This is a genomic window from Brevundimonas sp., assembly GCF_036963785.1.
Classification (GTDB): Bacteria; Pseudomonadota; Alphaproteobacteria; order Caulobacterales; family Caulobacteraceae; genus Brevundimonas.
The window spans coordinates 285,801-303,059 of the sequence record NZ_JBALUS010000002.1 but is presented as its reverse complement, the minus strand read 5'-3'; the positions used below and the strand labels follow the sequence as shown (position 1 = coordinate 303,059).

Genomic DNA, 17,259 nt, shown 5'->3' with positions numbered 1-17,259 from the left:
TCAGACGGTTCAGACGGTTCAGACGGTTCAGACGGTTCAGACGGTTCAGACGGTTCAGACGGTTCAGACGGTTATTTCCCGCTCACACCCGACGCGGGCGGCAACCGCCCGGCGCCGGGTCCATTGAGCCTCGCATGAGCCAGACAGATATCCTCCGCCTCAGGGTCATCGACCTGGAGACCGCCGGCAGCAGCGCGTCCGATGTGTGCGAGGTCGGCTGGCAGGATGTGGAGCGGCAGGCAGACGGCACATGGCAGGTCTCGGACGTGTCCCGCGGGGCCCGGTTTGTGGATCCGGGGCGACCGATTTCGCCCGGCACCATGGCGATCCACCATATCCTCGACGAATGGGTCGTCGGTGCCGGCTACTGGCGCGATGTGGCGCCCGGGGTTCTGAGGCCTGACGGCGGCGTGCGGGCCCTGGCCGCCCACCGGGCCAGCTTCGAGCAGCGGTTCTGCACCCCCGACTTGACCGGTTCGGCGGACTGGATCTGCACCTGGAAATGCGCCCTGCGCCTGTGGCCCGACCTGCCCCGGTTTTCCAACCAGATGTTGCGCTACCTGCGCCGGCCCGAGGGGCTGGATCACGAGTTGGGCTTGCCGGCGCACCGGGCCCTGCCCGACGCCTACGTCACCGCCCACCACCTGCGCGACATGCTGAACACCGTGTCGCTGGATCAGCTGCTGGCCTGGAGCCGGGAGCCCGGCCTGCTGCCGCGGGTGCCCACGGGGGCGCACCGGGGCAAGTCGTGGTCTGCGCTCGGCGATGCCGCGCTGGAGGCCCTCGCCCGCGACCGCGACATCGACATCCGCTTCAGTGCCGAAACGGAGGTCCGGCGGCGCACCGGACAGGCCGGGACCGACGGCCCCGGACCTGCCCAGCGCACCCTTCTGTGAGATCAGACTGTGAGATCAGAATTTGCGGCCCACGCCGATGGACAGGACCCACGGGTCCAGATCGACGTCGCTGGTCAGGGCGCCGCCATTGATCTCGGCGTCGGTGTTGAACCAGACCTTCTTCACATCGACGTTCAGGCTCCACGGGCCGGTCAGGCCGACATCGGCACCCGCCTGCAGGGCCAGCCCAAGGCCGTCGTCCAGGTCGACGGTGAAGCCGTTCTGGTCGTCGCCGGAGTAGAAAAGCATGGCGTTGACGCCCGCGCCGACATAGGGGCTGAAGCGGCCCTCGGTGATCGGACGGTATTGCACGGTGACGACCGGCGGCAGAACCCAGGTCTCATGGACCACCACATCGGTGGCGCCGCCCTGGGCGCGGATTTCGTGCTGGGTGGTGCCCAGAATGGCCTCGACCGCGAAATGATCGGTCAGGAAATAGGTGAAGCCCAGCGTCGGCATCAGGTCGTCGGACACATCGACCCGAAGGCCCGTATCGGCGCCGGCCGCCGTCAGAATTTTGTCCTCGGTCGTGGGCGCCACCTGGGTCAGGCGTCCGGTTACGATCCAGTCGCCGGCGCGCGGCGGGCTCCACGGCTCGGCGGTCTGGGCCTGCGCGGCCCCGGCGGCCCCGGCCACCACGGCAAGGGTGAGAAGGGCGGTTCTGATGGTCATCTGAGACATCCCCGGCGGTGGGATTTCGCACCATGCGGCCCAGCGCCGGAACGATGCGTGCGCCGCATGAGCCGTGCGCGCCTTGATCTGCGTCAAACGGCGAAAATGTCGCATGAAGACGCCGGAGCCGGGCGCCGCGGGGGCGACCTGCGGGTCCGGTTTTCAGCCTTTTTATCCAAGGCCTTGCTTTCGCCCCGGTTCCAAAGCATAAGGGGCGGGTCAACATCTCTGCGCAACGCCCTTTTTCTACTTTGCGACGCATTGAGATAAGCCGTTACCTCAGACACGACGGACCCAGGGAGTGTTTCCTTGGGCCAACGCTAACGGAGGTCACATCATGGCTACCGGCACTGTTAAATGGTTCAACACCACCAAGGGCTTCGGCTTCATTCAACCCAACGACGGCGGCACGGACGTGTTCGTGCACATCTCGGCCGTCGAGCGTGCGGGCCTCGGCTCGCTGAATGAAGGCCAAACGGTCTCGTACGAGCTGGAGCGCGATCAGCGCAGCGGCAAGACGTCGGCCGGACAACTGCAAGTCCAGGCCTAAACCTCGGTTCAAACCGGTGTTTGGAAAGCCCGCCCCTCTCCGGAGGTGGCGGGCTTTCTGCTGTCTAGAGGGCGCGAACCCTGAGGCGGGCACCCTGGATGGCCTCGACCACCACGCGCGAGCCGATGGCGGGCGCGGCATCGCCCTCCAGCTCGGCGGCCCACTCCGAGCCCGAGATGAACACCCGTCCCCGCCCGTCGAGGAAGGGCGTGATGACCTGGGCCTGCTGACCGATCAGCCGCGAATCCCGGTCGTTGATGTCGGGCATGTCCGCCGGATTCATCCGCTTGATCAGCCGGTTCGACAGCAGGGTCAGCACCGCCGTCAACAGGCCGAAGGCGATGATCTCGACGGCAAAGCCATAGCGCAGGCCGATGGCGGTCAGCACCGCCACGATCCCCGCCGAGACCGCCGGCCACAGCAGCCATTCGGTCGACAGGGCCGACTCCACGGCCAGCAGCAGGAGGCCGAGGCCCAGCCAGATCCACCAGGGCTGGGAGGCGTGAAGCGAAATGAGCGCGTCCATGTGCGTCTGTCCTGCCGTCAGGTGCGGGGCACCGATCCACCCCCGGCGGGGCGGGTCGGCGGGGTGCGCGTCGCGGCGGTGCGCTGCGGTTGCGGCGCGGTCGGCGGCGTGCGCGTCTGTTGCTCGCGGGCCAGGCCGACCAGTTCACCGACCCCGGCAAGGGTCCCGACCAGGCCGGACATCTCGGCGGGCACGATGACGGTCCGCTGCTGCGGGCTGCGCGCCAGTTCGGCGAAGGCCTCCACATACTTCTGGGCGATGAAGTAGTTGATGGCGTTGACATCACCGGCGGCAATGGCCTGCGACACCATGGCGGTGGCCTTGGCCTCCGCCTCGGCCTCGCGCTCGCGGGCCTCGGCGTCGCGGAAGGCGGCCTCGCGGCGGCCCTCGGCCTCGAGGATGGCGGATTGCTTGGCCCCCTCGGCGCGGGCGATGGCGGCCTGCTTCTCGCCGTCCGCCTCGGTGATCACGGCACGACGCTCGCGTTCGGCCTTCATCTGGCGCGCCATGGCATTGGTGATGTCGACGGGAGGGGTCAGGTCCTTGATCTCGATCCGGTTGACCTTGACGCCCCACGGCTCGGTGGCTGCGTCGATCACGGTCAGCAGGCGCGAGTTGATGCTGTCGCGCTGGAACAGCACCTCATCCAGCTCCATCGAACCGATCACGGTCCGGAGATTGGTCGAGCACAACTGGGTGATGGCATAGGGCAGGTCCTCAACCCGATAGGCCGCAGCCGACGCGCTCATCACTTGGATGAAGACGATGGCGTCGACCTTCACCATGGCATTGTCCTTGGTGATGACCTCCTGCTGGGGGACGTCCAGGACCTGTTCCATCATGTTCATGCGGCGCCCGATGCGCTCGACGAACGGGGTCAGCAAGCTGATGCCCGGCGACAGGGTCTTGGTGTATTTGCCGAACCGCTCGACCGTGAACTCACGGCCCTGCGGCACGATCTTGACCACGCTGAAGAGCAGGATCACCGCAAAGACGACGACCACGATCCCAAAGATGTCCAGAATTTGCATCAGCCACGCGTCTCCCTGTGTTTGCGACAGGCTAGGCCGTAAACCGCCGGCCCGCCACTGAAACCGGACACGGGTGCATCACTCTGCCGCGAGCCGGGCCGCCGCCAGTTGGATCACGCGGACGGTCTCGGCCCAGGCGACATGGCGCTCTATCCCCTCCAGCGGCCAGAACCGGGCGTCTGCGGCGTCGTCGCCAGCGACCGGCTCGCCCGATCGCCAGCGGGCGACAAAGTCGACCAGCACATAGTGGCGGCCGCTCTCGGGGAAGATGCCGTCGACCACATCGACCAGCGGACCCAGCTCGGCCGTGACCCCGGTCTCCTCTGACAGTTCACGCAAGGCGGCGTCGCGCAGCGTTTCTCCGGGCTCGACCCGTCCCCCCGGCAGGCTCCATTCGCCCAGCCGCGGGGGCTGGCCCCGCCGAATCAGCAGCACCTGATCGCCCCGCAGGCAGATCACGCCAACAGCCGCCACCGGCGCGCTCATGGGAGGACAGTCGGTCGACGGCAGATCAGTCATCCGCCCTTTTCCCCGGCCGCGGCATCTGAGACAAGCGGATATGGCTGCTCCCTCCCCCACGGCGATCTCAGAGCTCAAGCAGGCCCTCGGCCCGAAGGGATGGAGCGAGGATGCCGATACCCTCGCGCCCTATCTGCGGGAATGGCGGGATCGCTGGCAGGGTCATACCCCTCTGCTGCTGCAGCCGGGCTCGACGACCGAGGTCGCCGCCGCCGTTGCCATCTGTGCGCGGCACGGCGTGGCGATCACCCCCCAGGGCGGCAATACGGGTCTGGTCGGCGGCCAGATCCCGATGGGCGAGATCCTGCTGACCACCCGCCGCCTGCGCGCCATCCGCGACGTCAGCCCGCTGGATGACGCCCTGACGGTCGAGGCGGGGGTCACCCTGTATGAAGCCCAGCAGGCTGCGCTGGCCGCTGACCGACGCTTTCCGCTGAGCCTCGCATCGGAAGGGACGGCGACCATCGGCGGGGTCCTGTCGACCAATGCCGGGGGCACATCGGTGCTGCGTTACGGCGTGGCGCGCGATCTGGTGCTGGGGATCGAGGCGGTGATGGCCGACGGTCGGGTATTCAATGGCCTGAAGCGACTGCGCAAGGACAACACCGGCTATGACCTCAAACAGCTTCTGATCGGCGCCGAGGGCACGCTGGGAATCATTACCGCCGCAACCCTGAAGCTGTCGCCGGTGCTGCGCGGCCGGGCCACCGCCATGGTCGGGCTGGAGAGCCCGCAACAGGCTGTTGCCCTGCTGGCCCGCGCCAAGGCCGAATCGGGCGGCGGCGTCGAGGCGTTCGAGCTGATGAAGCGGCTGGGCACGGAGCTGGTACTGAAATGGATCCCGGACACGCGTGAGCCGCTGGAGAGCACCCCGCCATGGTCGGTGCTGATCGAGCTGGGCTCGGGCGATGCCAATACAGCGTCTGCGGCGCTGGAGCGCCTGCTGGCAGAGGCCTTTGAGGACGGTCTCATCCAGGACGCTGCCATTGCCGCGAACCAGAGCCAGGCCGCGGCCTTCTGGCGGCTGCGCGAGGAACAGTCGGCGGGTCTGAAGCCCGAGGGCGGCGGCTGGAAGCACGACGTCTCCGTGCCCGTCTCGCAGATTGCCGACTTCATCGAAGAGGCCTCGGCAGCGGTCGAGGCGTTCGAGCCGGGCGCCCGGATCAGCGTGTTCGGCCACGTCGGCGACGGCAACCTCCATTATGACGTCCTGTGTCCCGAAGGCGCCGACCTGAAGGCGTTTCTGGGCCGCTGGGAAGCCGGGTCGCGGATCGTCCACGACATTGTCGCCCGCTATGACGGCTCCATCTCGGCCGAACACGGCCTGGGGCGGCTCAAGACCGACGAGGCCCGTCGCTACAAGTCGGAGGTCGAACTCGACGCCATGCGCGCCGTGCGGAAGGCGCTGGACCCGCTCGGTATCCTCAACCCCGGTGTCCTGTTCTGACGTCCTGCGACGGACTGCCGCCAGTTTCATTCCCGGGCGAACCTGACTAAGTCAGCCCCCGTCAAAGGGAGACCCGATGTGCTGATGATCCTGTCTCCGGCCAAGCGGCTGGACTTCTCAGACCCCGCAACCGAGGTGCCCGCGACGGCGCACCGGATGACAGAGGACGTCCGCAGCCTGTCGGTCACGGCCCGGCGCCAGACCCAGGCCGACCTGCGGCGACTGATGGGCATCTCCGCTGACCTGGCAAAACTCAATCAGGCCCGGTTCAAGGCCTTTGATCCCGACAGTAAAGAAGGGCTGCAAGCTACCTTCGCCTTTGCCGGCGACGTCTATCAGGGACTGGACGCCCGCAGCCTCCCGGCCGACGATCTGGGCTGGGCCCAGGACCATTTGCGAATCCTCTCGGGTCTGTATGGCCTGCTGAGGCCGCTGGACCGCATCCAGCCCTACCGGCTGGAGATGGGCACCCGACTGAAGACGCGGCGCGGCTCCAGCCTTTACGACTTCTGGGGCGACCGCATCTCGAAGGCCCTGAATGCCGATGCCGAGGGTCATGCCGATCCGACCCTCGTCAATCTGGCCAGCCAGGAGTATTTCGGCGCCGTGGACGCCAAGGCGCTGAAGCTGCCGGTGGTCAATATCCACTTCCGCGAGGAGAAGGACGGCGAAAGCCGGATCATCTCCTTCTTCGCCAAGAAGGCGCGCGGCAGCATGGCGCGCTATGCCATCGAGAATCGCATCGACCGGGCCGAGGATCTGAAGGCCTTTGACCGCGACGGCTATGGCTTTCAGGCCAGCCCGTCGACCGAGAACGACTGGATATTCACCCGAACAGGAAATTCCTGACATCGCCGCGTGGCGCACCGCAGCATCACCCGCTATAGATCACGCCACGTTTCACTCACGAATAGGCATTCGATGTTCCAGTGGCCCAAGCGCGGTGACAAGGCAGAGTCCGAACAGGCCCGCCCGCGCGACATGAACGACCTGCGCGGCCAGGTCGCGGTGATCACGGGATCGACCTCCGGGATTGGTCTGGCCCTGGCCCGGGCCGTGGCTGCACGCGGCGGTGATGTGGTGCTGAACGGACTGGGTGACCCGTCCGAGATCGAGCGCAATCGCGCCGAGATGGAAGCCGCCTGTGGCGTGCGCGTCCGCTATCACGCCGCCGACATGCGCCATGGCGAAGAGGTCGCCGACATGGTGGCCTACGCCAAGCATGAGCTGGGCCGGTTGGACATTCTGGTCAACAATGCCGGGGTCCAGCACGTCGAGGCCATCGAGAAGTTTCCCGCCGACAAGTGGGAACAGATCATCGCCATCAACCTGTCGTCGGCCTTCTATGCCACGCGGGCGGCGGTACCGATCATGAAGGCCCAGGGCCGTGGCCGGATCATCAATGTCGCCTCGGCCCACGGCCTGGTCGCCAGCCCTTTCAAGTCCGCCTATGTCGCCGCCAAGCACGGCGTGATCGGCCTCACCAAGACCGTCGGGTTGGAACTGGCGCGCGAGGGGATCACCTGCAACGCCATCTGCCCCGGCTTTGTCGAAACGCCGATCGTCGACAAGCAGATCGCCGACCAGGCCCGCACCCACGGCATTTCAAAGGACCGTGTGCTCGAGGAAGTGATCCTCAAGTCCCAGCCGACCAAGCGGTTTGTGACGACCGATGAGCTGGTCGGCATCTTCCTGTATCTGGTCTCCGACCTTGGAGCGTCCGCCAACGGGACTGCCTTCTCGATCGACGGTGGCTGGACGGCGCAATAGGCCTCATGGCCCGCACACCCCCTCCCCCGCCGGTCTGTCTGGCCCTGCAGGGCGGAGGCTCTCATGGGGCCTTTCAGTGGGGTGTGCTGGACAGATTGCTGGAGGCTGAGGCGCTGGATTTCCGCGCCGTCACCTGTGCATCGGCCGGAGCCATGAATGCGGCGGCCCTGATTTCCGGACTCGAGGCCGGCGGCTTCGACGGTGCCCGCAAGGCGCTGGAAAAGCTGTGGCGCGAGATCAATCTGTCCGGTGGTCGGAATATCTTTGGCGACAGTTCGATCTGGAGCGCGACCTTCAGCCCGGCCTGGATGAAGGACACGCCGCTGTGGCGCTCGGCGGAAAGCTTGGCGATGACCATGTCGCCCTATCAATTCAATCCCTTCAATCTGAATCCTCTGCGCCGGGTTCTGGACACGGTCGTGGATTTCGAAGCCGTGCAGCGCTCGGATATCCGGATGTTCGTGGCCACCACGGCCGTGCGCAAGGGCCGCGTGCGCCTGTTCGAGAATGCGGAACTGACCCAGGACGTGCTGCTGGCGTCGGGCTGTCTGCCGCACCTGTTCCAGGCGGTCGAAATTGACGGGGAGCCCTATTGGGACGGGGGCTATCTGGCCAATCCGCCCCTCTGGCCGCTGTTCTATGCCTCGACCCCCGACGATATCCTGCTGCTGCCGCTCAACCCGTTCCAGCGCGACGAAACGCCCCGCGACGCCGATGTGATCATGGATCGCCTGAACGAGATCGTCTTCAACGCCCCGCTGGTGGCCGAACTGCGGGCGGTGGCCTTCGTCCAGGACCTGATCGAGGCCGGGCGGCTGAACCAGAAGGGCGACGACGGCTATCGCAAGCTGCGCCTGCATGCCATCGAGGCCGACACCCACCTGTCGGACCTGCCCCTGCGCTCCAAGTTCGACACGGAATGGACCTTCCTCAACCGCCTCAAGGACAAGGGTCGGGAGGCGGCTGATCTCTGGCTATCCGACTGTCTGGCCCACGTCGGCAACACGCCCAGCATCGATCTGAAGGCCCGCTTCCTCTAGCCGACAAACCCGGCCGCCCGGCGCAGGCGGTCGTTGATGGCCTCACCCAGCCCCGTGTCGGGGATCGGCGCCACGGCGATGCCGGACGGACGCTCGCGGTCGGCCTCGCGCAGCAGGCGGAACAGGCGCGTCGCGGCCTCGGTCAGGTCTCCCGTGGGACTCAGGCTCCAGCGCGGGTCCCCGATCCCGGGGCCAAAGCCCAGCAGGATCTCGCCCGGACCGGCATCTTTGGCCGCGATCCGGACGGGTGCGTCGGGCGCATAGTGCAGGGTCAGGCGGCCCGGCGACCGGTGCCCCTCGCCCGCGTCGGCCTCCAGCGTCCCAATCACGACCTCGATCTCAGCGCGCGTGACACTGCCGGGGCGTAGCAGGCGCGGACGATCCCCCAGCAGGGAGACGACGGTACTCTCCAGCCCGACTTCACAGTCCCCACCGTCCAGCGCCACCGCAGCAGACGGTCCGGTCTCCTCCACGGCATCGGCAAAGGTCGTGGGGCTGGGGCGGCCCGAACGGTTGGCCGACGGGGCCACGACAGGGCCGCCAAACGCGCCGATGACCGCACGGGCCAACGGGTGTCCGGGCAGCCGCACCGCCACACTGTCCAGCCCCGCCCGTGCGAGGTCACAGACCGGACTGTCTGGCAGGGCCTGCAGCACCAGCGTCAGCGGCCCGGGCCAGAAGCGGGCGGCGAGGGCCTCGGCCATCGTGGTCATGACGCCCACGCGCGCGGCCGCCTCGATGCTGTCGACATGGGCGATCAGGGGGTTGAAGCGCGGACGACCCTTGGCGGCAAAGATCCGGGCCACGGCCTCGGCATTGCCGGCGTCGGCGGCCAGCCCGTAGACCGTCTCGGTCGGCAACAGCACCAGCTCGCCGCGCGACAGGGCCGCAGCGGCATCCGCGACCGGATCACTCACGGTCGGCGGGGAATGAAGGGCAGCATCCGGTGCAGCACATTGTCACGGTCGACGAAGTGGTGCTTCAGCGCCCCGAGGATATGCAGGGCCAGCAGGACGTAAAGCAGCTTGGCGCCCATTTCGTGGGCATCCATGAACTGTCCCGCGACCTCGCGCCCGCCGGAGATCGGCAGCAGCGGCCAGTTGAACAGGCCGAACCATTCGATGTCGCGACCGGCGGCCGAGGATGCGGCCCATCCGCCCAGCGGCATGCCGATCAGCACCAGATAGAACAGCACATGCGTGCCGCGGGCCAGCAGGGCCTGCCATTTCGGCATTTCCGCCGGCAGGGGAATGGCCGGATTGGCGATCCGCCAGCCCAACCTCACCAGCGTCAGCACCAGAATCGACAGCCCCACCGACTTGTGAAGCATGACGAAGGACCGGCTGAGATCGCCCTCGGTCGCATCGTGCATCATGATCAGCGCGATCTGACCGATCACCAGTACGGCGATCACCCAGTGGAGGATCAGGGACACCTGCGAGTATCGATTTCGGGGCTCAGCCATGACTTCCCTTCCGTGACGGCAGTGGACCAAACTTGGCAAATGCAGCGATCCCGGCCAAGTGTCGGCCCAATCGTATCGCTACCTGTTCGATCAAGGGAGTCCCAATGAGCTACCGCGCCCCGCTTCGCGACCTGGGTTTCACCCTGAAGCACGTCCTTGGCCTTGAGGACCTTCAGGCCACCGGGGCCTATCCCGACCTTGACGCCGACGTCGTGGACGCCGTGCTGGAGGCCGCCGGACAGGTGTCCGAGGGCACCCTGGCGCCCCTGAATGTCTCCGGTGACCGGGCTGGGGCACGCCTCGAGGGCGACGGGGTGATTCCGGCGCCCGGCTTTGGCGACGCCTACCGCACCTTTGTCGAGGGCGGCTGGATGGGGCTGGCTGCCCCGACGGCGCACGGCGGTCAGGGTCTGCCCAAGGCGCTGGAGCTGGCCGCCTTCGAGACGGTCCACTCGGCCAATATGGCCTTCGGCCTGTGTCCCATGCTGTCGCTGGCAGCCATCGAGGCGCTGGAGGCCCACGGCACCGAGGCTCAGAAGACCACCTATCTCGAGAAGCTGATCTCGGGCGAATGGACCGGCGCCATGGTGCTGACCGAGCCCAATGCCGGATCGGACCTCGGAGCGCTCACGGCCACCGCCACGCCAAACGGCGACGGCACGTACAGCCTGACGGGACAGAAGATCTTCATCACCTGGGGCGACCACGACATGACGGGCAACATCGTCCACATGGTCCTCGCCCGCCTGCCCGATGCACCCCCGGGACCGAAGGGCATCAGCCTCTTCCTCGCCCCCAAATACCTGCTGAACGCGGACGGCTCGCTGGGCGAGCGCAACGGTTTCCGACCCGTCGGGGTTGAGCACAAGCTGGGCATCCATGCCTCTCCCACTTGCGTCATGGCCTATGAGGGCGCCACCGCCGAACTGGTCGGCCGGCCGAATGAGGGCCTGGCCCATATGTTCACCATGATGAACGCGGCCCGCGTGGCCGTGGGCGTCGAGGGCGTGGGCATCGCCGAGCGCGCCTATCAACACGCCCTGGCCTATGCCTCGGATCGCCGCCAGGGCCGGTCGGTGTGGACCGGCGAGGCCTCGGCCCCGATCTTGGACCACCCGGATGTCCGCCGCACGCTGGCGGTCATGAAGGCCCGCATTGCCGCCGGCCGCGCCATCTGTCTCGCGACCGGCATGGCCGCCGATCTCGCCCGCAGTTCGGCCGACGCGGACGTGGCCCGGCAGTGGAAAGGCCGTGAGGACCTGCTGACCCCGATCGCCAAGGCCTGGTCGACCGACATGGGGGTCGAGGTCGCGTCCATGGGCGTGCAGATCCACGGCGGCATGGGCTTCATCGAGGAGACCGGCGCGGCCCAATACTATCGCGATGCCCGCATCGCCCCGATCTATGAAGGCACAAACGGCATCCAGGCCATGGATCTGGTCGGGCGCAAGCTGTCGCAGGACGGCGGTGCCTCGGCGCGCCTGCTGATCGAGGAGATGAAGACGGTGCTGACGCCCTTGGCCGGCCTCTATGACGGCAAGCCGGTCGAGCGGATGGCCAATGCCCTGTCGGCGGTCGAGGACGCCACGCTCTGGCTGCTGGACCGAAAGGCCGCCGAGGACGGCACCGCCGATGTGCTGGCCGCGGCCGACGCCTATCTCAAGCTGATGGGCGACGTGATCGGTGGCTGGTTCCTGGCTCGCGGCGCGCTCGCCGCCCAGGCGCTGAAAGCCAGGGACGAGGGCGACGCTGAATGGCTGGACGGCCGCATCGCGCTCTACGAGGTCTATGCCGCCAATGTGCTGGGCCATGTGTCCAGCCGGTTGGCTGCGATCGGTCAGGGCGGCGACCTGCTGCTGCGGATGACCCCGGCGGTGCTGGCCCCCTGACGCCTTTTATGGCCGTTTGTTCATTTGACGCCTTCGGGCGGCGCCGATCATGGTGCCGGCTCCTGATTTCCGTCTCTTGCTGGAGCCTGTCATGAACCGTCGGCAGATGATCGCGTCCACCGCCGCCACCGCCCTTGCGGCCGCGGCCTCCCCGACCCTTGCCCGTTCTCCGAAAGGCGCCCTCTCCGACATGCCCGTGCCCCCCGTCGCCAAGAAGATCCCCGTCACCATCGAACAGCTGGGCCGCGTCCGCGTGGACGAATACCAGTGGATGAAGGACGAGAACTGGCAGGCGGTGCTGCGCGATCCGACCCTGATCAAGGCGGACGTCAAGGAGCACCTGACCGCTGAGAACGCCTATCGCGAAGCCATGCTGGCCTCGACCGAACCGCTGCAGGCCACGATGTTCGAGGAGATGAAGGGCCGCATCAAACAGGACGACAGCTCGGTCCCGTCGCCCGATGGCCCGTGGGAGTACTACACCGAGTACAAGACCGGCGATCAGCATCCCCGCTACATGCGCGTCGAGCGCCAGGGAACGTGGATCGAGGACGGTCAGCCGGTCACCCGGAATTTCGTCGTGGCGCCACCGCCGCAGCTTCTGCTGGATGCCAACGCCCTGGCCGAGGGCAAGGCCTATTCCGACGTCGGTCAGGCGACCCACAGCCCCGACCATGCCCTGTTCGGCTATTCGGAAGATGCGCAGGGGTCAGAAGTCTATCGCATCTACGTCAAGGACCTGGCGACCGGCGAACTGCTGGGCGAGCCGATCGAATCGGCCTCGGGCGGTCTGACCTTCTCGCCCGACAGCCAGTGGATCTTCTGGACCAACCGCAACGACAACGGCCGTCCCGACAAGATCTTCCGCCGCCCGGCCCGCGGCGGCGCCATCACCCTGGTCTATGAGGAAGAGGACGAGGGCATGTTCATCGGCGTCGGGCGCACGTCCGACGACCGCTTCATGATCATCGGCATCGGCGATCAGGAGACCTCCGAGACGCGTTACATCCCGGCCGAGGACATCACTGCCACGCCGCGCGTGCTGGAGCCCCGCCAGGTGGCCCGCAAGTATGACGCCGACCACTGGGGCGACCGCTGGGTCATCCACACCAATGCCGACGACTCGATCGACTTCAAGGTCTGCGAGGCCCCGACGGCCACGCCGGGCAAGGCGCACTGGCGGGACCTGATTGCCCACACCCCGGGCCGGTACATCGAGGGCATCTCGCTGGTGAAGGGCTTCATCGCCCGGCAGGAACGCGCCGATGCCAACACCCGGATCGTCATTCGCGACCGCGACGGTGCCGAACACGAGATCGCCGTCGACGAGCCGGCCTATGCGCTCAATCTGGGTGGGGCATCCGAGTTCGACACCACGGTCATGCGCTACGGCTACAACTCGCCGTCCACGCCGACCTCGACCTTTGACTACGATCTGGTGACGCGCGAGCGGACCCTGCGCAAGGTTCAGGAAATTCCCTCGGGCCACAACGCGGCGGACTATGTCGTCGAGCGGGTGAACGCCCCGGCCAGCGACGGCCAGCTGGTGCCCGTCACCATCCTGCGCCGCAAGTCGACGCCGGTGAACGGCTCGGCGCCGCTGCTGCTCTACGGCTATGGCTCCTACGGCATCCCCATGTCGGCCAGCTTCTCCACCAACCGGCTGTCGCTGGTGGACCGGGGCTGGATCTACGCCATCGCCCACATCCGGGGCGGATCGGACAAGGGCTGGGGCTGGTTCCTCGATGCCCGCCGCTTCACCAAGAAGAACACCTTCACCGACTTCATCGCGGCGGCCGAACACCTGATCTCGACCGGCCACGGCAAGGCCGGGCACATCGTGGCCCAGGGCGGCTCTGCGGGCGGCCTGCTGATGGGGGCCGTCAACAACATGCGGCCCGACCTGTGGGCCGGGGTGATCGGCCAGGTGCCGTTCGTCGATGTGATCAACACCATGAGCGACGTCAGCCTGCCGCTGACCCCGCCCGAATGGCCCGAGTGGGGCAATCCGCTTGAGGACCCCGAGGCCTATGACTACATCGCCAGCTACAGCCCCTATGACAACATCGAGGCCAAGGCCTATCCGGCGGTGCTGGCAACCGGCGGCCTGTCAGACCCGCGCGTGACCTATTGGGAGCCCGAGAAGTGGGTCGCCCGCCTGCGCCCCGCCACGACTTCGGGCAAGCCGGTGCTGCTCAAGATCAATATGGAGGCCGGGCACGCCGGGTCCTCGGGCCGCTTCGACTATCTGAAGGAGGTCGCCCACGACTATGCGTTTGCCATCTGGGCCATCGACAAGGGCTGGGAAACGGCCTGACCGCGCGGTTGATGGCGGGTGTTTGTCACCGCCATCGCCCGAACCTGGCGAAACCCCTAATGCGGGGCGATGTCCGACGGCGGTGTCCGCAGCCAGGGGGCCAGCTGCAGGCGCCGGGGCGGGCGGGAAATGTCGCCCGACATCCTGAAGCGACGGGCAAAGTCGACGACATCGCGAAGGGTTGATTCGTCGAACGGCTTGCAGACCACGCCGAGGGCCCCGGAGAAGCCCTCGGGGATCTGCTCGGGATTGGCGGTCATGAAGACCACGGCCACGCCGTGACGCTCGACCAGCTCATGCGCAACCTGCGGCCCGGTCAGGCCGTCCAGCAGATTGACGTCAACAAAGGCCAGGTCCGGTTCATGACGCGCGGCTAGCATCAGGGCGCTGGGCTGATCCATGGCCAGCCCCACGACTTCGCAGCCATAATCGACCAACATCAGCTCCAGTTCCATCGCGAGAACGGGCTGGTCCTCGACGACGACGACCTTGATGTCTGCGGATACGGTGTCGTTCAAAAGGCTTACCACGCACCGCTGAACAGGGCGGCGTCACTGAGCAAAGGCCGCAATTGTCCGATTGCGTACACTTGGAACGCACCTGTATCGGATTGGTTCGACCTTTGCTATTCCCCGCTCGGGGCGTATCTTTCAGGTATCAAATGGGCGTATCAGCTATCGATCCTCTGGATGGGGCCCACCGGGCGCCGACACGCGAACTGAGGCTCATCCAAACGCTCATCTCCATCCGTCTGCGCGGCGTGACTGACCCCGAGGGGCGCCGGCACATGAACTGGATCAGCGACCTGGTCAGCGCCATGAGCCTGATGGTCGAGCGAGGCACACGATCCAACGCTGAAGACTTCGGCTCCTACATGGAGGAGATCGTCGGCTTCTGGACGAGACTGTGTGCGTCGCGTGGACTGAAACTGTCGGTAAACGGAGAGGTTCCCGCCCTGCCGGACAGTCTGCACCTGCCGCTGGCCCTCGTCCTGCATGAGATCATGGGCGAGGTGGTCCGCCACTATGAGCCGGGCGCGGTGGGCCAGGCCGCTGCCGTCGCCTTTGCCGCCTCGGCGACCGATATCAGCATGGTCGTCAGCGCCACCACACCGGCCGGAGACGATGCGGTCCATACCGAGAGCATGGCCCTGGTCGAGGGACTGGTGGCCCTGCTGGGCGGTCAGACCGCCCGTTCAGAGCCCGGCCGGGGCGGGCTCACCGTCAAGGTTCACCTGCCCCTCACCGCGCGTCAGTTGCAGTAGGCCCCTACTTGCTCTTCTGCTGCTCGACGACGCGCCAGGCGCCGACGGCAAAGTCCTGCGCAGTGTTGAAATAGCCGGAGCGCGACGAGTCGCTGGCGCAGGCTTCGCGGCGCACATCGCCCATGATCGTGCCCTCGGACAGCGGGGTCCAGGTGCCGTCCCCGACGAAGTCGTCGATAACCTGGGTGCCCTGCCGGTCATAGAAGCTGGACCGCAAGGTGGCGTAGCGCAGCTGTGAGCAGTCCATGTCGATTGTCGAGACGGCATAGTCGAACGGCACGGCGCCGGGCTCCAGCGAGACCATGGCAAAGGTCACCTCGCGACGGTTGCCGTTGATGTCGATCGAGCTCCAGTCGATGGCGGCCACGGCCGAGTCGGACGATGATACCGCCTCCCAGCTCTGGGCCAGGACGGGGGTTGCCCCCATGACCGCGAGGGTGGCTGCAATACCGATGGATTTGAACATGTTGGCCTCTCCCGATGATGGGGTCAGCTTGCCTCAAGGCCGGCGGGCCGTCGAGCGCGTCATCCTGATGAAATCTGATGGAGGCGGGCCCGAGGGCGGTGGCTGGGGAACTAGGACTCGAACCTAGAATGACGGTACCAAAATCTGAAATCTCTGAAGAAGAAACAGACACTTAGGCTGTAAAACCCCGGCTATCCGAACCTAGTGAAATCAATGACTTAGCAAGACGATGTAAAACGCCATGAGCGGTCAGATTTTACGATTTGGCGGCGCGGAGAGGACTCGGTGGTCCTCTCAATCGCGAAACTGGCGCGGGCCCGTAGAGATCAGATCACCGTCCGACCGCTTCCTGAAGGAGCGGTTTGCCCGTGGAAGCCAGCCACTCCCGGAATGTCTTCAGCGACCCGAACTCGGCGTTCAGCGCCGCTATATCGGCCGCTGTCCCTATACGACCTTCGTCAAACAGTTCGGCAGTCCGACCGAAAAAGACATCTGAGGCGAGGATCTCCGGCGCAAAACGCTCGTAGACGATAAGGCGCCCTGCCGCCGCGGTTAAGGCTGCGATGTCAGCCCTTGGGCAACCAGTGCAGCACAGCGGCCTGGGTCGCCAGGGCGACGGCCAGCGCCCAGCCGAAGCTCAGGAAGGTGCCGATGATGATGTACTCCGCCTGGTGGCGATCGTTCTGATCCTGGACGTCCCTGAACCTCAGGATGGATTTGGCGGCGAGCAGAAAGCCGACCCCCTCAGGATGGCCGATGAGGATAAAGGTCAGCGTCAACCCGCGCTCCAACCAGCCGATATATTTGCCGGCGTTGGGCATGCCGACGATCGGGCCTGAGGCGACGCCGGTCGTCAGAAGGGTGTTGGCGGCGCGCCCGGCCGGTGAAAGCGGCTCGACGAGCTTTTTGATGACGACGCCACCCACCCAGACGGCGACCACGCCCCCGCACAGCACAGCGAGCGCGGCGTAGATCTGGACCTGCACCGGCGAGGGCTGGAGCCCCCACAGGCTTTGCGAGGCCATGGCCGGCCAAGCGACGGCGAGACCGACCAGCACGGCGATATGGACGGCCTGATCCAGGCCGAACGCCCACAGCCGGTCGCCCAGCCGGTGGACCTTTAGCCAGTCCATGGCGAAATGGCTGGCGGCCATGATGGCCACCGGGCCGAGTATGGACAGCCGGGTCGGCGCCAGCATCAGCAAGGTCAGGACCGTGACGATGGCCACATGGTCCGCCAAGCCCCGCAAGGTCTGTTTGCGGGCAATCAGGGCGTCCGACTGGAAGACGAAGTCGCCAAGCAGATGACCGGCCAGCAACAGCAGGAAGGTTTCGATCACCGTGCTACGCTCCCGCGCTTTGTAACAACCCATTTGGGTTGTAGGCGACGATCACAACCGAATTGGG

The 17,259-nt window shown here is 66.5% G+C and carries 18 protein-coding genes; 9 read left to right on the top strand and 9 right to left on the bottom strand.

All coding sequences use genetic code 11. The features are described from left to right. Positions 1-134: 134 nt before the first annotated feature. On the top strand, positions 135-896 hold the full coding sequence (locus V7672_RS05110) for a DNA polymerase III subunit epsilon (protein WP_335623521.1): 762 nt from the start codon (positions 135-137) through the stop codon (positions 894-896). Positions 897-911: 15 nt separating this feature from the next. Here the strand turns inward: V7672_RS05110 and V7672_RS05105 are convergent, their stop codons facing one another. Then, on the bottom strand, positions 912-1,568 hold the full coding sequence (locus V7672_RS05105) for an OmpW/AlkL family protein (protein ID WP_335623520.1): 657 nt from the start codon (positions 1,566-1,568) through the stop codon (positions 912-914). A gap of 337 nt (positions 1,569-1,905) precedes the next feature. On the opposite strand from V7672_RS05105, the gene V7672_RS05100 reads away from it, so the two are divergent. Beyond that, positions 1,906-2,118 (top strand): cold-shock protein, encoded by a 213-nt coding sequence (locus V7672_RS05100; RefSeq protein WP_123286543.1) that lies wholly within the window; start codon positions 1,906-1,908, stop codon positions 2,116-2,118. Positions 2,119-2,182: 64 nt separating this feature from the next. On the opposite strand, the gene V7672_RS05095 is transcribed toward V7672_RS05100, so the two are convergent. From V7672_RS05095 to V7672_RS05085, 3 genes are all read right to left on the bottom strand, one after another. Beyond that, positions 2,183-2,644, bottom strand: a complete 462-nt coding sequence (locus V7672_RS05095) for an NfeD family protein (protein ID WP_335623519.1) — start codon at positions 2,642-2,644, stop codon at positions 2,183-2,185. Between the two features lie 17 nt (positions 2,645-2,661). After that, positions 2,662-3,660, bottom strand: coding sequence for an SPFH domain-containing protein (locus V7672_RS05090; protein ID WP_335623814.1), 999 nt, complete (start codon positions 3,658-3,660; stop codon positions 2,662-2,664). Between the two features lie 93 nt (positions 3,661-3,753). Further along, entirely contained in the window at positions 3,754-4,194 is a 441-nt protein-coding gene (locus V7672_RS05085; protein WP_442888890.1) for an NUDIX hydrolase, read from the bottom strand. Between the two features lie 40 nt (positions 4,195-4,234). Here V7672_RS05085 and V7672_RS05080 point away from each other — a divergent pair, with 40 nt between their 5' ends. From V7672_RS05080 to V7672_RS05065, 4 genes are all read left to right on the top strand, one after another. Then, entirely contained in the window at positions 4,235-5,641 is a 1,407-nt protein-coding gene (locus V7672_RS05080) for an FAD-binding oxidoreductase (RefSeq protein ID WP_335623518.1), read from the top strand. A 78-nt stretch (positions 5,642-5,719) separates the two neighbouring features. Then, positions 5,720-6,490 carry a peroxide stress protein YaaA gene (gene yaaA, locus V7672_RS05075; RefSeq protein WP_335623517.1) on the top strand — a complete coding sequence of 257 codons (771 nt, stop codon included), beginning with the start codon at positions 5,720-5,722 and terminating at the stop codon, positions 6,488-6,490. Positions 6,491-6,622: 132 nt separating this feature from the next. Further along, entirely contained in the window at positions 6,623-7,411 is a 789-nt protein-coding gene (locus V7672_RS05070) for a 3-hydroxybutyrate dehydrogenase (protein WP_305488986.1), read from the top strand. Between the two features lie 5 nt (positions 7,412-7,416). Continuing rightward, complete coding sequence (locus V7672_RS05065; protein WP_335623516.1) at positions 7,417-8,451, top strand: patatin-like phospholipase family protein; 1,035 nt, start codon at positions 7,417-7,419, stop codon at positions 8,449-8,451. Here the strand turns inward: V7672_RS05065 and V7672_RS05060 are convergent. Continuing rightward, positions 8,448-9,368, bottom strand: a complete 921-nt coding sequence (locus tag V7672_RS05060) for an L-threonylcarbamoyladenylate synthase (RefSeq protein WP_335623515.1) — start codon at positions 9,366-9,368, stop codon at positions 8,448-8,450. The genes V7672_RS05065 and V7672_RS05060 overlap by 4 nt on opposite strands. Next, entirely contained in the window at positions 9,365-9,916 is a 552-nt protein-coding gene (locus V7672_RS05055; protein WP_335623514.1) for a cytochrome b, read from the bottom strand. The genes V7672_RS05060 and V7672_RS05055 overlap by 4 nt, the downstream gene beginning before the upstream one ends. 104 nt (positions 9,917-10,020) lie before the next feature. Between V7672_RS05055 and V7672_RS05050 the strand changes: the two genes are divergently transcribed. Continuing rightward, entirely contained in the window at positions 10,021-11,805 is a 1,785-nt protein-coding gene (locus V7672_RS05050) for an acyl-CoA dehydrogenase (protein ID WP_335623513.1), read from the top strand. A 91-nt stretch (positions 11,806-11,896) separates the two neighbouring features. Further along, positions 11,897-14,122 (top strand): S9 family peptidase, encoded by a 2,226-nt coding sequence (locus tag V7672_RS05045; protein WP_335623512.1) that lies wholly within the window; start codon positions 11,897-11,899, stop codon positions 14,120-14,122. A gap of 56 nt (positions 14,123-14,178) precedes the next feature. Here V7672_RS05045 and V7672_RS05040 read toward each other — a convergent pair whose 3' ends face one another. Further along, positions 14,179-14,640 (bottom strand): response regulator, encoded by a 462-nt coding sequence (locus V7672_RS05040; protein ID WP_335623511.1) that lies wholly within the window; start codon positions 14,638-14,640, stop codon positions 14,179-14,181. Positions 14,641-14,909: 269 nt separating this feature from the next. On the opposite strand from V7672_RS05040, the gene V7672_RS05035 reads away from it, so the two are divergent. Next, on the top strand, positions 14,910-15,386 hold the full coding sequence (locus tag V7672_RS05035; RefSeq protein WP_335623510.1) for a hypothetical protein: 477 nt from the start codon (positions 14,910-14,912) through the stop codon (positions 15,384-15,386). Between the two features lie 4 nt (positions 15,387-15,390). On the opposite strand, the gene V7672_RS05030 is transcribed toward V7672_RS05035, so the two are convergent. Then, the gene (locus V7672_RS05030; RefSeq protein ID WP_335623509.1) at positions 15,391-15,852 is read right to left on the bottom strand and encodes a surface-adhesin E family protein; all 462 of its coding nucleotides are present in this window, start codon (positions 15,850-15,852) and stop codon (positions 15,391-15,393) included. A gap of 566 nt (positions 15,853-16,418) precedes the next feature. Further along, a complete protein-coding gene (locus tag V7672_RS05025; RefSeq protein WP_035285540.1) occupies positions 16,419-17,192 on the bottom strand; it encodes a DUF3307 domain-containing protein in 774 nt (257 codons plus the stop codon). Positions 17,193-17,259 lie beyond the last annotated feature (67 nt).